Source organism: Rhizobium sp. BK650 (assembly GCF_014195325.1).
In the GTDB taxonomy this organism is placed as follows: Bacteria; Pseudomonadota; Alphaproteobacteria; order Rhizobiales; family Rhizobiaceae; genus Rhizobium.
The window spans coordinates 117,481-134,112 of record NZ_JACIBK010000005.1; the positions used below are offsets into that span (position 1 = coordinate 117,481).

The 16,632-nt window shown below is 59.9% G+C and carries 13 protein-coding genes and 1 pseudogene; 12 read left to right on the plus strand and 2 right to left on the minus strand.

From position 1 onward, the window contains the following. Nucleotides 1-11 precede the first annotated feature (11 nt). The 7 genes from FHX15_RS14430 (at nt 12) to FHX15_RS14460 (ending at nt 7,889) form a co-directional block, all read left to right on the plus strand. Nucleotides 12-1,268 carry a sugar ABC transporter substrate-binding protein gene (locus FHX15_RS14430; protein WP_184398128.1) on the plus strand — a complete coding sequence of 419 codons (1,257 nt, stop codon included), beginning with the start codon at nt 12-14 and terminating at the stop codon, nt 1,266-1,268. Further along, the gene (locus FHX15_RS14435) at nt 1,265-2,182 is read left to right on the plus strand and encodes a carbohydrate ABC transporter permease (RefSeq protein WP_184398134.1); all 918 of its coding nucleotides are present in this window, start codon (nt 1,265-1,267) and stop codon (nt 2,180-2,182) included. The genes FHX15_RS14430 and FHX15_RS14435 overlap by 4 nt, the downstream gene beginning before the upstream one ends. Continuing rightward, nucleotides 2,182-3,039, plus strand: a complete 858-nt coding sequence (locus FHX15_RS14440) for a carbohydrate ABC transporter permease (protein ID WP_184398136.1) — start codon at nt 2,182-2,184, stop codon at nt 3,037-3,039. The genes FHX15_RS14435 and FHX15_RS14440 overlap by 1 nt, the downstream gene beginning before the upstream one ends. An 11-nt stretch (nt 3,040-3,050) precedes the next feature. Beyond that, entirely contained in the window at nt 3,051-4,007 is a 957-nt protein-coding gene (locus FHX15_RS14445; protein WP_184398138.1) for an SIS domain-containing protein, read from the plus strand. Next, nucleotides 4,004-5,305, plus strand: coding sequence for a D-tagatose-bisphosphate aldolase, class II, non-catalytic subunit (locus FHX15_RS14450; RefSeq protein ID WP_184398140.1), 1,302 nt, complete (start codon nt 4,004-4,006; stop codon nt 5,303-5,305). Before FHX15_RS14445 ends, FHX15_RS14450 begins: the two co-directional genes overlap by 4 nt. A gap of 70 nt (nt 5,306-5,375) precedes the next feature. Next, nucleotides 5,376-6,446, plus strand: a complete 1,071-nt coding sequence (locus tag FHX15_RS14455; protein ID WP_184398626.1) for an ABC transporter ATP-binding protein — start codon at nt 5,376-5,378, stop codon at nt 6,444-6,446. Nucleotides 6,447-6,698: 252 nt separating this feature from the next. Further along, nucleotides 6,699-7,889, plus strand: a complete 1,191-nt coding sequence (locus FHX15_RS14460) for an MFS transporter (RefSeq protein WP_184398142.1) — start codon at nt 6,699-6,701, stop codon at nt 7,887-7,889. Nucleotides 7,890-7,925: 36 nt separating this feature from the next. Here FHX15_RS14460 and FHX15_RS14465 read toward each other — a convergent pair whose 3' ends face one another. Continuing rightward, entirely contained in the window at nt 7,926-8,924 is a 999-nt protein-coding gene (locus FHX15_RS14465) for a LacI family DNA-binding transcriptional regulator (RefSeq protein ID WP_184398144.1), read from the minus strand. A gap of 180 nt (nt 8,925-9,104) precedes the next feature. Between FHX15_RS14465 and FHX15_RS14470 the strand changes: the two genes are divergently transcribed. From FHX15_RS14470 to FHX15_RS14490, 5 genes are all read left to right on the plus strand, one after another. Further along, nucleotides 9,105-10,349, plus strand: coding sequence for a sugar ABC transporter substrate-binding protein (locus tag FHX15_RS14470; protein WP_184398146.1), 1,245 nt, complete (start codon nt 9,105-9,107; stop codon nt 10,347-10,349). Between the two features lie 81 nt (nt 10,350-10,430). Beyond that, a complete protein-coding gene (locus FHX15_RS14475) occupies nt 10,431-11,351 on the plus strand; it encodes a carbohydrate ABC transporter permease (RefSeq protein WP_184398148.1) in 921 nt (306 codons plus the stop codon). Beyond that, complete coding sequence (locus FHX15_RS14480; protein ID WP_184398150.1) at nt 11,351-12,214, plus strand: carbohydrate ABC transporter permease; 864 nt, start codon at nt 11,351-11,353, stop codon at nt 12,212-12,214. The genes FHX15_RS14475 and FHX15_RS14480 overlap by 1 nt, the downstream gene beginning before the upstream one ends. 29 nt (nt 12,215-12,243) lie before the next feature. Further along, the gene (locus tag FHX15_RS14485; RefSeq protein ID WP_184398152.1) at nt 12,244-14,175 is read left to right on the plus strand and encodes a glycoside hydrolase family 127 protein; all 1,932 of its coding nucleotides are present in this window, start codon (nt 12,244-12,246) and stop codon (nt 14,173-14,175) included. 10 nt (nt 14,176-14,185) lie between these two features. Then, nucleotides 14,186-15,283 (plus strand): ABC transporter ATP-binding protein, encoded by a 1,098-nt coding sequence (locus tag FHX15_RS14490; RefSeq protein WP_184398154.1) that lies wholly within the window; start codon nt 14,186-14,188, stop codon nt 15,281-15,283. Between the two features lie 32 nt (nt 15,284-15,315). Here the strand turns inward: FHX15_RS14490 and FHX15_RS31555 are convergent. Beyond that, nucleotides 15,316-16,608, minus strand: a pseudogene (locus FHX15_RS31555) (alpha/beta hydrolase family protein). Between the last annotated feature and the right edge of the window lie 24 nt (nt 16,609-16,632).

Sequence of the window (16,632 nt, forward strand, 5' to 3'; positions counted from 1 at the left end):
AGGATGGGAACATGCGTAAATTCATATTGCCTTTGCTTGCCTCAGCCGCCCTTGTGATTGCCCTGCCTGCTTTGGCGGACGACGCCAAGCCGCTTGCCGGCCAGTCGATCACGGTGCTCATGCCGTCGCCGCAGGGCGCCACGGTGGCGGCAGATTTCGAAGCCGAGACCGGTATTCATGTCGATCTCCAGACGCTCTCCTGGGATGACATCCGTCCGAAGCTGGTAACGGCGCTGGTCGCCGGCACGGCGCCGGCCGATGTTACCGAATTCGACTGGTCGTGGACGGGACAATTCAGTGCCGCAGGCTGGTACATGCCGCTGAACGACGTGATCGACAAGGATACTGTCGCTGACATCGGCGTCGCCAAGATCTTCACCGTCGACGGCCAGTTGCTCGGCGTGCCTTACACGAACGACTTCCGCGTCATGCTCGTCAACAAGAAGCATTTCACGGACGCAGGCGTTACCGAGACACCGAAGACGCTTGACGCGTTGGTCGCTGCGGCAAAGAAGATCAAGGAAAAGGGCATCTCCACCTATCCGATCGGCCTGCCGCTCTCGGCGACGGAAGGTGCCTCAACCAGCTGGTATCTGCTGACCAAGGCTTTTGGCGGCGAACTCTTCGACAAGGACTTCAAGCCGCTTTTCCTCACCCCCGATTCAGCCGGCTATAAGGCGCTCGCCTTCGAACTCAAGCTGCTGAAAGACGGCCTTGTCGATCCTGCCTCGACCGGCCTCAAGGATAGTCAGATCAACGAGAGCATGTTCTCTCAGGGGCTGACCAGCATCATGATCTCGGGCGAACCCGGCCGCCTGGGTCAGATGAACGACCCGAAGCAGTCCAAGGTCGCTGGCCAAGTGGAAGCGATCCTCGTGCCGACCGAAAGCGGCCAGACCCGCAGCTTCGGCCTTCCGGAAGCGCTTGCTATTCCGAACGTGTCGCAGAACAAGGAAGCCGCGGTCGCCTTCGTCAAATGGTTCACCAGCAAGGAGTTCCAGAAGAAGAATGCGGCAAACGGTTTTCTGCCCACGCGCACTTCCGCTCTCTCCGAGCTTAACACGGAAGGCAAGCTGACGAGCGGCGACGCACTTGTGGCGCAGTCCAAGACCGTCGAGCCGCTGTTTCAGCAGGGAACGCCGCCGTGGTACCCGCAGTTTTCGAGCGCGGTGAACACGGCGATCAACAGCGCGGCGAAAGACCAGATCAGCGTTGATCAGGCCATGCAGGCCATCGCCGATGCCGCCAAGCAGGCGATGGCGCAATGACGACAGTCACCGCCGAAGGTGTCGCAGCCAAGCGGAGTGTCGGCCTCAACGCCGACACCATGCTCGGTCTGCTGCTGGTGCTGCCGATCCTTGTGACGATGGCAGCGCTGGTCTTTTATCCGATGGGCCGGACTGTCTGGGACTCGCTGCACCGGGTCAATCCGATGCAGGCGGGCACCCCCTTTGTCGGATTGGAAAATTACGCGCGTATGCTGTCGGACGGACAGCTGGCGACGACCTGGACGAATACGCTCATCTACGTCATCCTTGCCGTCATTGCCGAAACCGTCTTCGGCGTGCTTGCCGCAGCCCTTATCAATCAGGTGAAGGTCGGGCGGCAATGGGTGCTGGCGGCCGTCATTCTACCCTGGGCGCTTCCCGGTGTCGTCAATTCCGTCATCTGGCTGTGGATCTATCAACCCGGTGCCGGCCTGTTGAACGGCATTCTCGTTGCACTCGGCCTGCCCTTCGAAAACCATGTCTGGTTCAATGACCGGACGAGCGCGATCATCGCGGTGACCGTGGTGCATGTCTGGCGGATGATGCCGCTGACGATCGTGATCGTGTTAGCCGCCATGCAGAGCATTCCCGCGCATCTCTATGAGGCTGCCCGTATCGACGGCGCGACGCGCGTACAGATGTTCAGCCTGGTCACGCTTCCGCTTGTGCGCAGCGCCATTGCAGTTGCGATGACGAATGCGACCGTTAACGCCTTCAACCTCTTCGACGAGGCTTGGGTGCTTGCCGGATCGAGCCTCGAAACACGACCGATCCTCGTGCAGATCTATCTCGAGACGTTCCAGAACCTCCGTTTCTCCTACGGAATGGCACTGTCTGTCGTCATCACGCTGGTCTCGCTGCTCGTCTCGCTTGTCTACGTTCTCCGCGTCTATCGCAACACACGGTTCGACTGATGAAACCAACCATCTTCTATCGCCTGATGATCTGGGCGGGTCTCGCCGCGCTGTTGATCTGGTCGCTTGGCCCTATCTATTGGACGCTCGCAAGTTCCGTGACGCCGACGGATGATTTCTCCACGCGGCCGATCCGTTTCTTCCCGCAGCATTTCACGCTCGACCATTATTCGCGCCTGCTCGGCCTCAATCTCTCGCGGATCGGCGGGGTGGAGGTGTGGAAGCAGTTCCGCGCAGCGCTGCTCAACAGCGTGATCACGTCTGCGGCTGCCACGGCTTTCTGCGTCGCGATCTCGGCGCTCGGCGCCTATGCCTTCACCAGGATGCGCTTTCCTGGGCGTCACCTTCTATTTGGCGCTGTCGTTGCAACCCTGGCCATCCCTGCCTATGCAGTGCTGATCCCGCTCTATCAGATCATGATCAAGATGCATCTGGTCGATACCTATGTTGGCGTCTCGCTGATCTATGTCTCGGCCTTTCTGCCACTCTCACTTTGGCTGCTGCGCAGTGTTTTCGAGCAGCTTCCAATTGCGCTCGAGGAGGCCGCACAGCTCGATGGCGCCGGCCGCCTGTTCATCTTCTTCTTCATCGTGCTGCCGCTCGCCGGCCCCGGCCTGACGGCGGCCGCCATCCTCACCTTCCTGGGTGCCTGGGGCCAGTACCTCGTGCCACTCATCTTCTCGCCGCAAGCGACGAAACCCCTGACGGTTCTCATCCCCGAATTCGTCACCAAAAATTTCATCGACTACGGGCTGATCACGGCAAGCGGATCGATCGCAATCGTCATCCCTGCCCTCGTCGTCATCTTCCTCAACCGGTACCTCGTCAGCGGACTGCTGGCTGGTTCGGTCAAATAATCGGAGACATCATGAACACGACCGAAAAGGTAATCTTCGAGCAGTTCCCTTACTGGGAAAAGGCTATCGGCTCGAATCCGGCAAGCGGCAGGGCAGACGATCTCCTCGTCTTCGTCGGCTGCGGCACCTCCTTCAACCTTGCTCTGTCTCTTGCCGCCTATGCCAACAGCTTGAAGCGCAAGGCGATTGCGGTGCCTGGCGCAGAATGGCTCAACCGCCCCTCCTATTTCTGGCCGGAATGGCAGAAGACCCATGTGGTCGCGCTCTCACGCTCCGGCGAAACGACGGAAACGGTCGCTGCGGCCAAGGCAAGCCGCGCTGCCGGCGCGTTCGTCACTGCCGTGACGGTCGAGGCCGAAAGCGCGCTTGCAAAGAACTGTGACCAGCTGATCTGCTCGCCAACCCATCCGGAGGAAGGCATCGTCATGACGGTGTCGGCAAGCCTCATGGTCTTGCTCAGCCTTCAGATGATCGGTCAGGCGGTGCCGCTCTCAGTCGTGACATCGGCACGTCAGCTTGCAAATGCGCTCGATGCCGCCCTGCCCGATATCATTGCCGACCGCTCGCACTTCGTCTTTCTCGGCGGCGGCCCGCTTTTCGGCATCGCGCTCGAAGGTGCGCTCAAGCTGATGGAAATGAGCCAGTTGATGACGCAGGCGTTTCATCCACTCGAATACCGCCATGGACCGATCAGCCTCGTCGACCAGAAGACAGTCGCTATCATGCTCTACAGCTCCGATCAGAAGGCTGCCGAAGCCAAGCTGGTCGGCGAGTTGCGCGAAAAAGGCGCCGTGGTCATCGGCTTCGGTGGCCCAGGCGATCTGGAGCTTCCCGTTGATGCCGATCTGTCGCTCGCCGGCCTTATCGTTCTGCCGGCGCTGCAGATTCTCGGCGAACGCGCGGCACAATTGCGACAAATTGATACCGTCTCGCCACGTCATCTCACCAAGGTCGTGACACTGGTATGAGCGCGTCACTCGATCGCAACCGCAAGATCGCCCTGGCGAAGCTTTTCGGCGAAAGAGGTCTGCCTCTGCCGCGCGGCATTACGTCGGTCTGTTGCGCCCATCCGCTGGTCATCGAGGCGACGTTGCGTCGGGCCGCCCTGCACAATGACGTCGTCCTGATCGAGGCAACCTGCAATCAGGTCAATCAGGACGGCGGCTATACCGGCATGACGCCTGCAGACTTCCGGGCCTTCATCGAGCGTATCGCGGCGAACGTCGGTTTTCCCGTCGACCACATCATTCTCGGCGGCGACCACCTCGGCCCCAACCCGTGGCGAAAGCTCGCTGCCGAGGACGCGTTGGCACGCGCCGAAACTATGGTGACGGCATATGTGGAAGCCGGCTTCGAAAAGCTGCATCTCGACACGTCGATGGGCTGCGCCGGCGAGCCTGTGGCCCTTGCCGACGAGTTGACCGCGGAAAGGGCGGCACGTCTGGCACGGGCCGCCGAAGTCGCTGCCCGTCGCAGCGGCCGTCGTCTGCCGGTCTATATTATCGGTACCGAAGTGCCGCCCCCCGGCGGAGCGAGCCACGCACTGGAAGAGCTGGAGATCACGCGGCGGGACGCAGCGTTGAGGACGTTTGACATCCATCGTCAGGCTTTTACCGAGGGTGGGGTCGGTTCCGCCCTGGAACGAGTAATCGCCATCGTCGTGCAGCCGGGTGTGGAGTTCGGCAATGCTAACGTCGCGCTCTACAAGCCCGAGCGCGCGCAGACGCTGATATCCGCGCTCGACGAGATGAACGGTCTGCTCTTCGAAGCCCATTCCACCGATTACCAGCCGGCCAACTCGCTGGCATCTCTGGTCGACGGCGGGTTTTCGATCCTCAAGGTCGGGCCTGGCCTGACCTTTGCATTGCGCGAGGCGCTCTATGGTCTCGATGCAATCGCCGCCACGCTCGCCGGCGGCAAGGAAGCCGGCGGGCTAGTGACGACGATGGAAGAGATCATGGTTGCCGAACCTGGACATTGGGCCGGTCACTATGGCGGCACGGAAAACGAGCAGCGCCTGCAGCGACACTTCAGTTATAGCGACCGCATCCGCTATTACTGGCCGGACGCGCGCTCTGCCACGGCGGTCGACAAATTGTTCGCGCAGCTGCCCGACGAGATCCCGGAAACGCTGATCAGTCAGCATCTTGCCCGTCTCTATCCCGATGTGGTGGAGAAACGCCTGGCACCAAAGCCCCGCGATCTTTGCCTTGCCGCCATCGATGCGGCACTTGCACCTTACGCCGCCGCGACAGCGCCTCGGTAGAAGGCATGTCGCATGTCGCTCCCATTGGGCGACCGCAGATCCGAAACCAGATTTTCAGCCGGAGACAATGATGGCGTCCGTTAGCGTGGCAAATGTCCGCAAGAACTATGGTCACTTCGAGGTGCTGCACGGGGTCGACATCGACATCCGCGATGGGGAATTCGTCATCCTCGTAGGCCCCTCCGGCTGCGGAAAGTCGACCTTGTTGCGCATGATCGCGGGGTTGGAAGAGATCTCCGGCGGCAATGTCTCCATCGGCAGTAAGGTGGTCAACAATGTCGCGCCGAAAGAGCGCGATATTGCCATGGTCTTTCAGTCCTATGCGCTTTACCCGCATATGACGGTCGAGGCGAATATGGGATTTTCGCTGCGGCTTGCGAAAGCCCCGAAAGACCAGATCAAGACGCGCGTGCACGATGCTGCGCAGACCCTCGGCCTTCAACATCTCCTCGACCGGTACCCGAGGAATCTCTCCGGCGGCCAGCGCCAGCGTGTCGCCATGGGTCGCGCCATCGTCCGCCAGCCGCAGGTCTTCCTCTTCGACGAACCGCTCTCCAATCTCGATGCCAAACTTCGCGTGCAGATGCGCTCTGAGATCAAGCAACTTCACCAGCGGCTGAAGACGACGACCATCTATGTCACGCACGATCAGATCGAAGCCATGACCATGGCGGACCGTATTGTCGTCATGCGCGACGGCTATGTCGAGCAGATCGGCTCACCGCTCGATCTTTACGACCGCCCGGCCAATCTCTTCGTCGCCGGCTTTATCGGTTCACCAGGCATGAATGTCATCAAGGGCCGGATCAGCGCTACCGGACCACTTGAATTCATCGCCAACGGCGGAGCCAGGCTGCCGCTGCCCGAAAATGCCGCGCCGGCGCGAGGCGCGGAGGTGATCTACGGCATCCGTCCAGAGCATCTGATTGTCAGTCAGGATGGTGTGAGCGCCGAGGTGGTCGTGGTCGAGCCCACCGGAGCCGAAACCCAGATCAATGCCAGGCTCGGCTCGGATGCGCTTGTTGCCACGGTGCGGGAGCGGCTTTCGCTTCAGGCCGGCGATGCCGTCCAGGTGGCACCGGATCTCAGCAAATTGCATCTTTTCGACGCCCGGACGGAAAAGCGCCTGCCGATCGACTAGCAGCCGCTTGCGCTACCGACTATCGGCGAAACCCAGCAGGCTAAGTCCGAGCGCAATGAAAGGTGATATCATACGATAGTTCAACGTCGCGGCTTGTGGTCGTCTTTAAAAGACGAGCACGTGTCTGAACCTAGTCAAGGTTGCTGTTGCGGTTGTCGTCAACAAGATATATCTCGGAAATGCTACTCGAAATTGTCTCTCTCACCATCATTGAAGCCATACTCCCAACCGATCACCTCCCGGAGCGATCGAATGCATCTCCAGCCGCAACACCGGATCTATGTCTGCTTCTTTCTCTTCGCCATTTCCATGGGAGCGCTGCTTTCGCGCCTGCCCGACCTTCAGGACACTTTGGGCGTCAACAAATCCGAACTCGGCCTGACGCTGATCGGCGCGGCGATCGGGGCACTGATTTCCCTGACCTTCGCGTCCCCGCTGATTGCAAAGTTCGGCGCGCGCAGGACGGCATTTCTAACGGTGCTTGGCACGTCGGCGCTGCTGGCAACGATCCCCTCGGTCAACGCCGCCTGGTTGGTTTTCTTCATCCTTTCCTGTGAGGGCCTGCTGGCGGGTGCGCTGGAGATCAATCTCAATGTCGAGATCGACCGCATTGAAGCTCAGCTCGGTCGGGGGGTGATGAACAGGGCGCATGGCTTCTGGAGCCTTGGTTTCTTTCTGACCGCGCTCGTTGGCTCGGCCGTTCGTCAGGCCGGCATGCCCATGCAGCTCCATCTGGCGCTGACATTCACCTTCGTCTTGATCGTCGGTACGGCCGTCATCTCGGGTATTAAGAATGCGCCGTCCCGTCCCGGAGTTGAGCATGTAGGAGGTCCAAGCGTAGCATTGCCGACATGGGGACTGATGCCACTTTGCATCATCGGCATTGCCGCCTTTCTGGTGGAGGGTGCCGGCATCGACTGGTCAGCCATTTACATGCGCGACGCCTTCGCGGTCGAGCCTTTCGTCGGCGGCCTCGGACTAACTCTTTTTACGTTCTTCATGGCTCTCGCCCGCCTATTCGTCGATCCTCTGGTCGACCGATTTGGTGCGCGTGCGGTCGCGACCTTTCTGCTGGTTCTCTCCATTGCAGGCCTCTGCGCCGTCTGGCTCGCGCCCTACCCCTATGTCGCACTGTTCGGCTTCGCACTGATGGGCGCCGGCTGCAGTGCGGTCTATCCGCTCGCTGTCTCCGCAGCGGCGCAGCGGACAGATCGCCCAGCCCATCTGAATGTTGCAGCGCTCGGGCAGATGTCCTTCGTCGTCTTCTTCCTGGCGCCGCCGCTGCTCGGCTTTGTTGCCGAGCATGCCGGCATCAGGGTTGCTTATCTCGTCTGCTTGCCAATTATCATTGCAGCTTTGTGCCTCATAAAAGCGCTGAAGCCGCGTGGCGCTGACGCCAAAGTTGGGATCGGGAGCGAAGGCAATCAGGCAGCCCGGGTATAAATGATCGGCTAGCGGTTGATCTCAGCCCCGGTCGGATTAGCCAGCAGAGCGGCGAACCACAAGCCTACAGGGCAATCGCTCAATACCGGGCGCGACCATCTCGCCTTTCGACAGGCCGAGGATTGCAAGTCCCGCCCGGTGGCCGAGCTCCTTCAGCTCCATATCGACGGTCGTGAGCGGCGGACGCGTCTGCCGTGAGACGACCTCCCAATTGTCGAAACCGACGACAGCCACGTCGCCAGGGATCGAAATATCTCTGTCACGCAATGCATCGATGACGCCACGCGCTATCTCGTCGCTGCCGCAAAATATTCCATCCGGTCTCGGTCCGGGTCGTGAGTAAACCATTTCAATCGCAGCATGGCCCCACTCTTCGGACCAGTCGCCGAACATGACCTCGGCCATCGGCCCCACGAGCTCCCGATAGGCCTCGGCGCGAATACAGGCGGCACGATAGTTTACCTCACCGGTAACGTGGAGGATGCGTGACCGGCCGAAGCGCTGAAGATGTTGGACCGCCAACCGCGCTCCCTGAGCGTCGTCGGGATGAAAGCTCACGCTATCGGCTGGCCCCTGCGCGAAGACATAGACAACCGGAATACCGAGCTCGGTCAGTTCCGGCGGCGGCTCCATATCGATACGCGTTGCGGTGAAGATAATACCGTCGACCTGCCGGTCCCGTAAAGCTTCAAGATGAAGTCTCGCCAGCCTCGGATCATTGTTGGTGGCGCAGAGAAAGAGCGAGACGCCATGATCGACCAGCACTTCCGATACACCCGCCGCCATCGGCAGCGTCAGGCGTCCATAAGTATCGTTGGTCAGCATGCCGATCGCATGGCTGCGCTTGGTTAACAACCCACGCGCGAGAGCGTTCGGACGAAATCCGATCTCTTCTGCCACCCGTCTTACTTTTTCGCGCGTCTCAGCATTGGTGCGGCCGGTACCATTCAACGCGTTCGAAGCCGTCGAAATACTCACCCCTGCAGCTTTCGCCACGTCTCGTATCGTATACCGCCCGCTACCGAATTCTTTCAAATCACACCTTTTCAACTGGTTTGTTAAAACCTTTTAGCAGAAATAATTCAGCTGCTAAAAGGTTTTAACAAAAAGATCACCGCTTAGTGGATACAGCCTGTCGACACGAAAAATTTTCTCATTTAACGTCCGTTCCTGTCGCGAGGCAGAGGAGCCTCACATAAGAGAAGGGGAACCCGCATGCTAGATCTGAAAACCACCATTGCCGCTGTCGCGCTGCTGGCGAGCTCTTCTCTCGCCAGCGCCGAGGAGATCACGCTATGGGTGCGGACGTCTTCGGGCGCCGTGCTTCAGGGCCTGGCCGAAAAGTACAATGCTTCGCATTCCGACAAGGTTAACGTGACCCAGATCACAGCCGAGCAGATGGTTCCGAAGCTCGGTGCCGCGATTGCCGGCGGTGCGGCCCCTGATGGCGCGGTCCTCGACCTGATCTACCTGCCGACCTTTGCGGCCAATGACAGTCTTGAGGACATCAGCGATTTCGTCAAGGACCTGCCATACTCCGCAGCATTGAGCCCGTCGCATATCCGCCTTGCCACCTATGACGGCAAGATCTACGGGGTGCCGGCCCTGCCTGATGCCTCGATCATCGCCTACAATACCGACCTCTTCAAGAAAGCCGGCCTCGACCCGAACAAGGCACCGGCATCGCTTGAAGAGATCGCCGCCGATGCGAAGAAAATCCATTCGCTCGGAAAGGAAACCTACGGCTTCTACTTCGTTGCCAATTCCGGCAGCTGGTTGATTTACGACTTCCTGCCGCACCTCTGGGCTGCCAATGCCGATGTGCTCTCCGATGACGGCCGCACCGCCACTGTCGACGCGCCAGCGCTACGCGACACCATCACCGCCTATCGAGATATGTGGAAGGAAGGCGCCATCCATCCAACCTCGCGATCGGGCAACGGCAACAATGCTGTGGAAGCTTTCGCCTCCGGCAAGGTCGGCATCCTCATGACTGGCTCCTACATCGTCAACCTGCTGACCAGCAAATATCCCGACGTGAAGTTCGCAGTTGCCCCGATTCCGGGAACCAAGGGCGGCGCATCGAGCTTTGCGGGTGGCGACACCATGGCGCTGATCAAGGGGATCAGCGAGGAAAAGAAGAAGGTCGCGCTCGACTTCGTGAAATTCTACATGGAGCCCGAGCAGCAGGTCTATATCACACAGGAATCGGGAATGCCCTCGCGCACGGACCTTGCTAAGGAAGCCTATGCCAAGTTCGACCCGCGCAATCTCGTCGCCTATGACATTCTCGCTAAGGCGCGCACCCCCTACACTTTTTCCTCCGACGAGCTCTTCGTCAGCCGCACCGGTCCGTTCCTCAACCTGATTCAGGGGGCGATCTTCGGCGACGACGTCGATGGTTCGATCAAGAAGGCGCAGGACGACTTCACCAAGATCCTCGACCGTACCAATCCGTAACCACACGCGAACCGGGGCGGTCTTCTGCCCCGTTTCCTCCGGGTTGCCAACGCGCGGTCTTGAAATCTTCGAGGAAAACTAGTGGTCGACACGCAGACAACGCATCTCAAACAGCCGTTTTCGGGAGAGCCGGAGCCGAAGGGCTGGCTGGGATTGGCCTTCATCCTGCCCGGCTTCCTCTTCATCCTGGTGCTGTTTCTCGTCCCGCTCGCCATGACCATTTGGATGAGTTTCTACAACTGGCCACTGCTCGGCCGGAAAAAGTTCATCGGCTTTGCCAATTACAGCGAACTTTTTGGCGACATGCAGCTTTGGCATTCGCTGGGCTTTACGATGCTCTATACCGTGCTGGTAACGGCGGCGATCTTCGCGGTGGCCTTCCCGCTGGCACTGCTCGTCGATCGCCCGCTGCGCTCGGCCGGCTTCTTCCGAACAATTTTCTTCATGCCTGTGGTCATCGGCTTTGGTGCCGCTTCCACGCTCTGGATGTGGCTGCTCAATCCGGATAGCGGCGTCTTCGCACAGGTTTTGCGGGGCATCGGCCTGATCGATTCTGCGCCGCGCCCGCTCGAGAGTTTCTGGCCGGCGCTCGCGGTCATCATTCTCATGGTTGTCTGGAAGACTTCGGGTTTTACCATGGTTATTCTACTGACCGGCCTGCAAGGGATCTCCAACGATGTCATCGAAGCCGCCAAGATCGACGGCGCAAGCGTCTTCAGCCGCTTTCGCCGCATTACCCTGCCGCTGATGCGCAATTCGCTGGTGCTTGCGCTGGTGCTCAATATTACCTCCTCTATGCTCGCCTTCGACCAGTTCTTCATCATCACCCAGGGCGGCCCGGAAAACAGCACGATCTCGGCGGTGTTTTCCATCTACCTTGCGTCCTTCTCGTCCTACCGGCTCGGCTATGGTTCGGCGCTCTCCTTCGCCCTGTTGATCGTCCTGGTCGCCGTCAGCGCCATTCAGTTCGTGCTGCTGCGTGAGCGTCCGGAGGAAGGCTGATGACCCAGCTAAGAACAAGTCCCAACCCGTGCGGTGGCCAGACGAGCTACCTGCTGTTCCTGCTCGCATCGATCCTGTTTTCGATCTTCTTCATCATGCCGATCGTCTGGTCGCTCGCGAACTCGTTCAAGCCGGCGGCCGAAGCCCTCGCCAATCCCGCCGCATTGTTTTCCAAGACATTCTCGCTGGAGAATTACCGACGGCTCGAGAATGTCGGCGCCGGCTGGTATGTCTACGCCGCAAATTCCGTGATGATCGCGATCGGCACAGTCGTGCTGACGGTCGTCGTCTCGGTGCCGGCGGGTTACGGCTTCTCGAAGTTCAAGTTTCCCGGCCAATCGATCCTCTTCGTGCTGATCATGGCGACCATGATGATCCCGTTCCAGTCGATCCTCACACCGCTCTTCCTGATCCTGAAGCTGCTCGGATTGCAGAACAGCCTGGTCGGCCTAGTGCTGATCTACGTCACCTTCCAACTGCCCTTCTCCGTCTTCATGATGCGCAATGCCTTCGACGCGGTGCCGAAGGCACTGATCGAGGCGGCGCGCATCGACGGCGCTTCGCAGGCGACGATCCTGCGCCGTATCATGCTGCCGATTGCATTGCCCGGTGTCGCGACGGTGGCGATGTTTGCCTTCCTCAACTCGTGGAACGAGTTTCTCGCCGCCCTGATCTTCCTGTCTGACCAGAACAAATTCACGCTGCCGATCATGCTGGTGAACGTGTCTTCTGGGCTCTACGGCATCATCGATTGGGGCGCGTTGCAGGCCGGTATTGCGGTCACCATGATCCCCTGCATCATCCTCTTCCTTCTTCTGCAACGCTACTATGTGCGCGGCCTGACGGCCGGCGCCGTGAAATGAGACGCGACCCGTTCGCTCAAGGAGTTTTCATGCCCAATGCCCAGAAATCCCCGTCACGAACCCCGATCGAGCGTTACGTGCCGGCCGACCACTCCCGCGTCGCCTTCACGGGCGGCTTCTGGAAAAGCTGGACGGAGACTGTCCGCGACGTGACGATCCCGACGCAGCATATGCGGCTCGATGAGGAGGGCTTCCTCGAGGTGCTCGAGTTCGACAAGCCGGCGGGTCCGCTGGTGCGGCCCATCCAGCCGAGCGGCCTGTCGATGCAGCATTTCTTCGATTCCGATTTCGGCAAATGGATAGAGGCGGCAAGTTATACGCTAAAGAGCAATCCGAATCCCGATATCGAGGCCAAGATCGACGCGATCATCGAAAAGCTCGAGCATGGCCAGATGGCCGATGGCTATCTCAATAGCTGGTTCATCCGCCGTGAGCCGGAAAAGCGCTGGACCAACCTGCGCGACCTGCATGAAATGTATTCGATGGGCCATCTCCTGGAAGGAGCAGTTGCCTATTATGAGGCGACGGGCAAGCGCCGCTTCCTCGACGTGATGATCCGCGCTGTCGACCACATGATCGACACGTTCGGCCGCGAACCCGGCAAGCTGCGCGGCTACGATGCGCATGAGGAGATAGAGCTGGCATTGGTCAAGCTCTATCGCGTCACCAAGGATCCCCGCCACCTCAAACTCGCCACCTATTTCGTCGACGAACGCGGCCAGATGCCCTCCTATTACGACGAAGAGGCGCGCAGGCGCGGCGAGGACCCGGGAAGCTACGTCTTCCAAACCTATGCCTATAGCCAGGCCCATATGCCGGTGCGCGACCAGACGCAGGTCGTCGGCCATGCGGTGCGCGCCATGTACTTGTTCTCGGCCATGGCCGACCTCGCCTTCGAGAATGACGACGAGACCCTGAAAAGCGCCTGCGATCGGCTGTTCGACAATCTGGTCGGGCGTCAGCTCTATGTGACCGGCGGCCTCGGCCCTTCGGCATCGAACGAAGGTTTCACTCGTGAATATGACCTGCCGAACGAGACGGCCTATGCCGAGACCTGTGCAGCCGTGGCGCTCGGCTTCTTCACGCACCGCATGGCCCAGATCGAGCTCGACAGCAAGTTCACTGACAGACTTGAAACCGTGCTTTATAATGGAGCACTGTCTGGCATTTCCCGCGACGGCGAGCATTATTTCTATGAAAATGTGCTCGAGAGCCATGGCCAAAACCGCCGCTGGAAATGGCACTATTGCCCTTGCTGCCCGACCAACATCGCCCGTTTCATCACTTCGCTCGGCCAGTATTTTTATTCGACGAAGGCCGGTGAGGTTGCCGTTCATCTCTATGGCGAAAATACCACTGAGCTCTCAGCTGGCAGTACTTTCCTGCGCCTGAAGCAGACGACCGAATATCCGTGGAATGGCGACGTCAGAATTGCACTCGGATTAGAACAGCCGTACCGCATCACTCTGCGTCTGCGCATTCCCGGCTGGTGCCGCGATGTCAGGGCCTTCGTCAATGGCGAAGCGATCAAGCTCGACGTTACGAAAGGATATGCAGCCATCGAACGCGAGTGGAAGGATGGCGACGAGGTTCGCCTCGGCTTCGATATGCCGGTTGATCGTCTCTACGCGCACCCTGCCGCGACGGAAGACAATGGCCGCTGTGCGCTGCGACGCGGGCCGGTTATCTATTGCGTCGAGGAGGCCGATCTCGGCACGCAGCCGCAACGCCTCAGACTGCCCTCACACGGCGCGATTGTGGCGAATTACGACGCAGCATTCCTCGGTGGCGCCACCGTGCTCGAAGGCGATGCACTTGAAGCCGATGCCTGCGACTGGCAGGAGACGCTCTATCGCACTGAGCCGCCGGCACTGAAGGCGAGGCGATTTAGGGCGATCCCCTATCACCTCTGGGCAAACCGCGAGCCGGGCGCAATGGCCGTCTGGCTGCACGAGAAGTAAGGGGATCGCAATGGCACGCCTTGAACTGCGCAATGTGGTCAAATCCTACGGCATTTACGAAGCCGTTCGCGGCATCGACCTTAATATCGAAGACAATGAATTCGTGGTCTTCGTCGGCCCATCAGGCTGCGGTAAATCAACGACGCTGCGCATGATCGCCGGCCTGGAGCACATTACCGGCGGCGATATCGTCATCGGCGATCAGGTCGTCAATCGGCTTGGTCCTGGCAAACGCGATATCGCCATGGTGTTCCAGAACTACGCGCTCTATCCGCATATGAGTGTGAGAGAAAACATCTCCTTCTGCCTGGAACAGCAGAAGCTGCCGAAAGCGGAGATCGACGAGCGCATCAGTCGTGCGGCCGAGACGCTGCATATTAGCGAGCTCCTGTCGCGTCGCCCTGGCCAGCTCTCGGGCGGGCAGCGCCAGCGCGTCGCCATGGGTCGTGCCATCGTGCGCAATCCCAAGGTCTTCCTGTTCGACGAGCCGCTCTCCAATCTCGATGCCAAGCTGCGCGTACAGATGCGCACCGAGATTAAGCGCCTGCATCAGTTGTTGCCGACGACGACGGTTTACGTCACTCACGACCAGGTCGAGGCAATGACCATGGCTGACCGCGTCGTCGTGATGAACGGCGGTCTCATCGAGCAGGCCGGACCGCCGCAGGAACTATATCATCGCCCGATCAGCCAGTTTGTTGCCGGCTTCATCGGCTCGCCGGCAATGAACTTCCTCGCTGCAACGCTCGAAGCCACGGGTGACGGACTGGTCATCGTGCTCGAGGATGGCAACCGTCTTGCCGTTCCGCAATCACGGGTCGCGGAATATCGGGCCGCTGCCGGCAGGCCGGTCATTTTCGGCATCAGGCCGGAATCGATATCAAGCCTGACGCCGAAACCCGGCTTTGAAACCTTCCACGCTGAGATCGACCTGGTTGAGCCGCTGGGCCCGGAAACGATGATTTATTTCGACATCGGCTCGGTCAGTGTCTGCGCCAATGTCGACCCGGAGAGCGATCCGCGTCCGCGCACGAAAATGCCGCTCTCCTTCAACATGAGCCGCATGCATCTCTTCGATCCAGTCGGCGGCAGATCGCTTTCGACCTGACGTCCGCGGGGTCTAAAGGCAAAAGCCCATCGTTAACCGAGGGGACCGCCTTGCTCACGCACCATTTGTCTCAGACGTGTGAAGACGGCCGGCGATTGTCGCACGCCGTCGTGCTCGAATTCATTCGTCACCCAGGTTCGGACATTTCCAAGGTCTCGGGCGGTCGCGAGCGACAGCTCGGCGTCGACATACATGTCGTCGAAATAGATCGCCGCAGCGACCGGAATCTCGTTCGATGCCAGCCGGGCAGGATTATAGAGCGGCTCGAACCCGTCATAGCGTGCCAGCGCCTCGACCGCATTGCGGAACGGCCGCAGCGAACGGATTTCCTCAAACATCCACGGATACATCATTTCGCCGGTCAGATAGAGCGGCCGGTTCGCCTCTCCGAATTCGGTAAATTCCGACCGGATGCGTTCCGCCGACCAGCCGGTCGCGCCCTTGCCCTGCCCGTAAATGCTCTCCTGCAGGACGACAAACATCGGGTTGCCGTCATAGGAGGTCAGCGACGTGACCGAGGCCAGGAAAGCATCGGACAAGCGCGCTTCGGATCGGAAAAGCCTCATCGACCAGCCAGTGCACATTATCGTATCCAGGCGCCATGCCGAAGTCGATGCCGATCGTCTGCAATCGGCGCACCGTCAGGCGGTCGCCATCCGGAAGGAGGACGTCACCGGCGCCAATGCGCTCGGCAATCCGCGCGATCCTGTCGCGATCAGCCGGATAGCGCTGGTAATATTCCCGGTTCTTGGCGGCAACACGGGGATAGGTGCGGCGATAGACGTCGTCGGCCGTTGCCGAAAGTCCAGCCAGTCCGCCGGTGACATAACAGGCGGCGAGCCCCTCGGGCGCCTGCGACAGATAGGTTAGCGTCAGGAAACCGCCATAACTTTGGCCGAGCGTCTCCCAACGCACACCGCCGAATACAGTCTTGCGGATATGCTCGCAATCGGCAACGATGCTGTCGGCGCGGAAATGGCTGAGGTAGTCGGCGCCCGCTTGGCCATCCGCAAACAACGCCATGGTAGCGCTCTCAATGCGGGTGCTTCGGCCGGTGCCGCGCTGATCAAGCAGCACGATCCGGTAGTTTTTCAAAGCCTCACTCAGCCAAGACGGCCCGCCCCCAGTGGACGAGGCGATTTGCCGCCGGGACCACCCTGCAGGAACAGCAGGACAGGCAGGTTTTCGATTTTGCGAGCAGGATCGCAAACTTCGCGCACAAAAACCTTGATCGCTGCACTATCGGGCTGTCTCCAGTCGAGCGGCACGTCGACAAGGTGATCCCGGACATGGACGCCGGGTATCGTGTATTGGCTCACGAGCATGGTCACATCCTGTGGATTGTTTGT

Coding starts and splice junctions, on each gene's coding strand:
- FHX15_RS14430 (WP_184398128.1), top strand. CDS start 12: ATGCGTAAATTCATATTGCCTTTGCTTGCCTCAGCCGCCCTTGTGATT.
- FHX15_RS14435 (WP_184398134.1), top strand. CDS start 1,265: ATGACGACAGTCACCGCCGAAGGTGTCGCAGCCAAGCGGAGTGTCGGC.
- FHX15_RS14440 (WP_184398136.1), top strand. CDS start 2,182: ATGAAACCAACCATCTTCTATCGCCTGATGATCTGGGCGGGTCTCGCC.
- FHX15_RS14445 (WP_184398138.1), top strand. CDS start 3,051: ATGAACACGACCGAAAAGGTAATCTTCGAGCAGTTCCCTTACTGGGAA.
- FHX15_RS14450 (WP_184398140.1), top strand. CDS start 4,004: ATGAGCGCGTCACTCGATCGCAACCGCAAGATCGCCCTGGCGAAGCTT.
- FHX15_RS14455 (WP_184398626.1), top strand. CDS start 5,376: ATGGCGTCCGTTAGCGTGGCAAATGTCCGCAAGAACTATGGTCACTTC.
- FHX15_RS14460 (WP_184398142.1), top strand. CDS start 6,699: ATGCATCTCCAGCCGCAACACCGGATCTATGTCTGCTTCTTTCTCTTC.
- FHX15_RS14470 (WP_184398146.1), top strand. CDS start 9,105: ATGCTAGATCTGAAAACCACCATTGCCGCTGTCGCGCTGCTGGCGAGC.
- FHX15_RS14480 (WP_184398150.1), top strand. CDS start 11,351: ATGACCCAGCTAAGAACAAGTCCCAACCCGTGCGGTGGCCAGACGAGC.
- FHX15_RS14485 (WP_184398152.1), top strand. CDS start 12,244: ATGCCCAATGCCCAGAAATCCCCGTCACGAACCCCGATCGAGCGTTAC.
- FHX15_RS14490 (WP_184398154.1), top strand. CDS start 14,186: ATGGCACGCCTTGAACTGCGCAATGTGGTCAAATCCTACGGCATTTAC.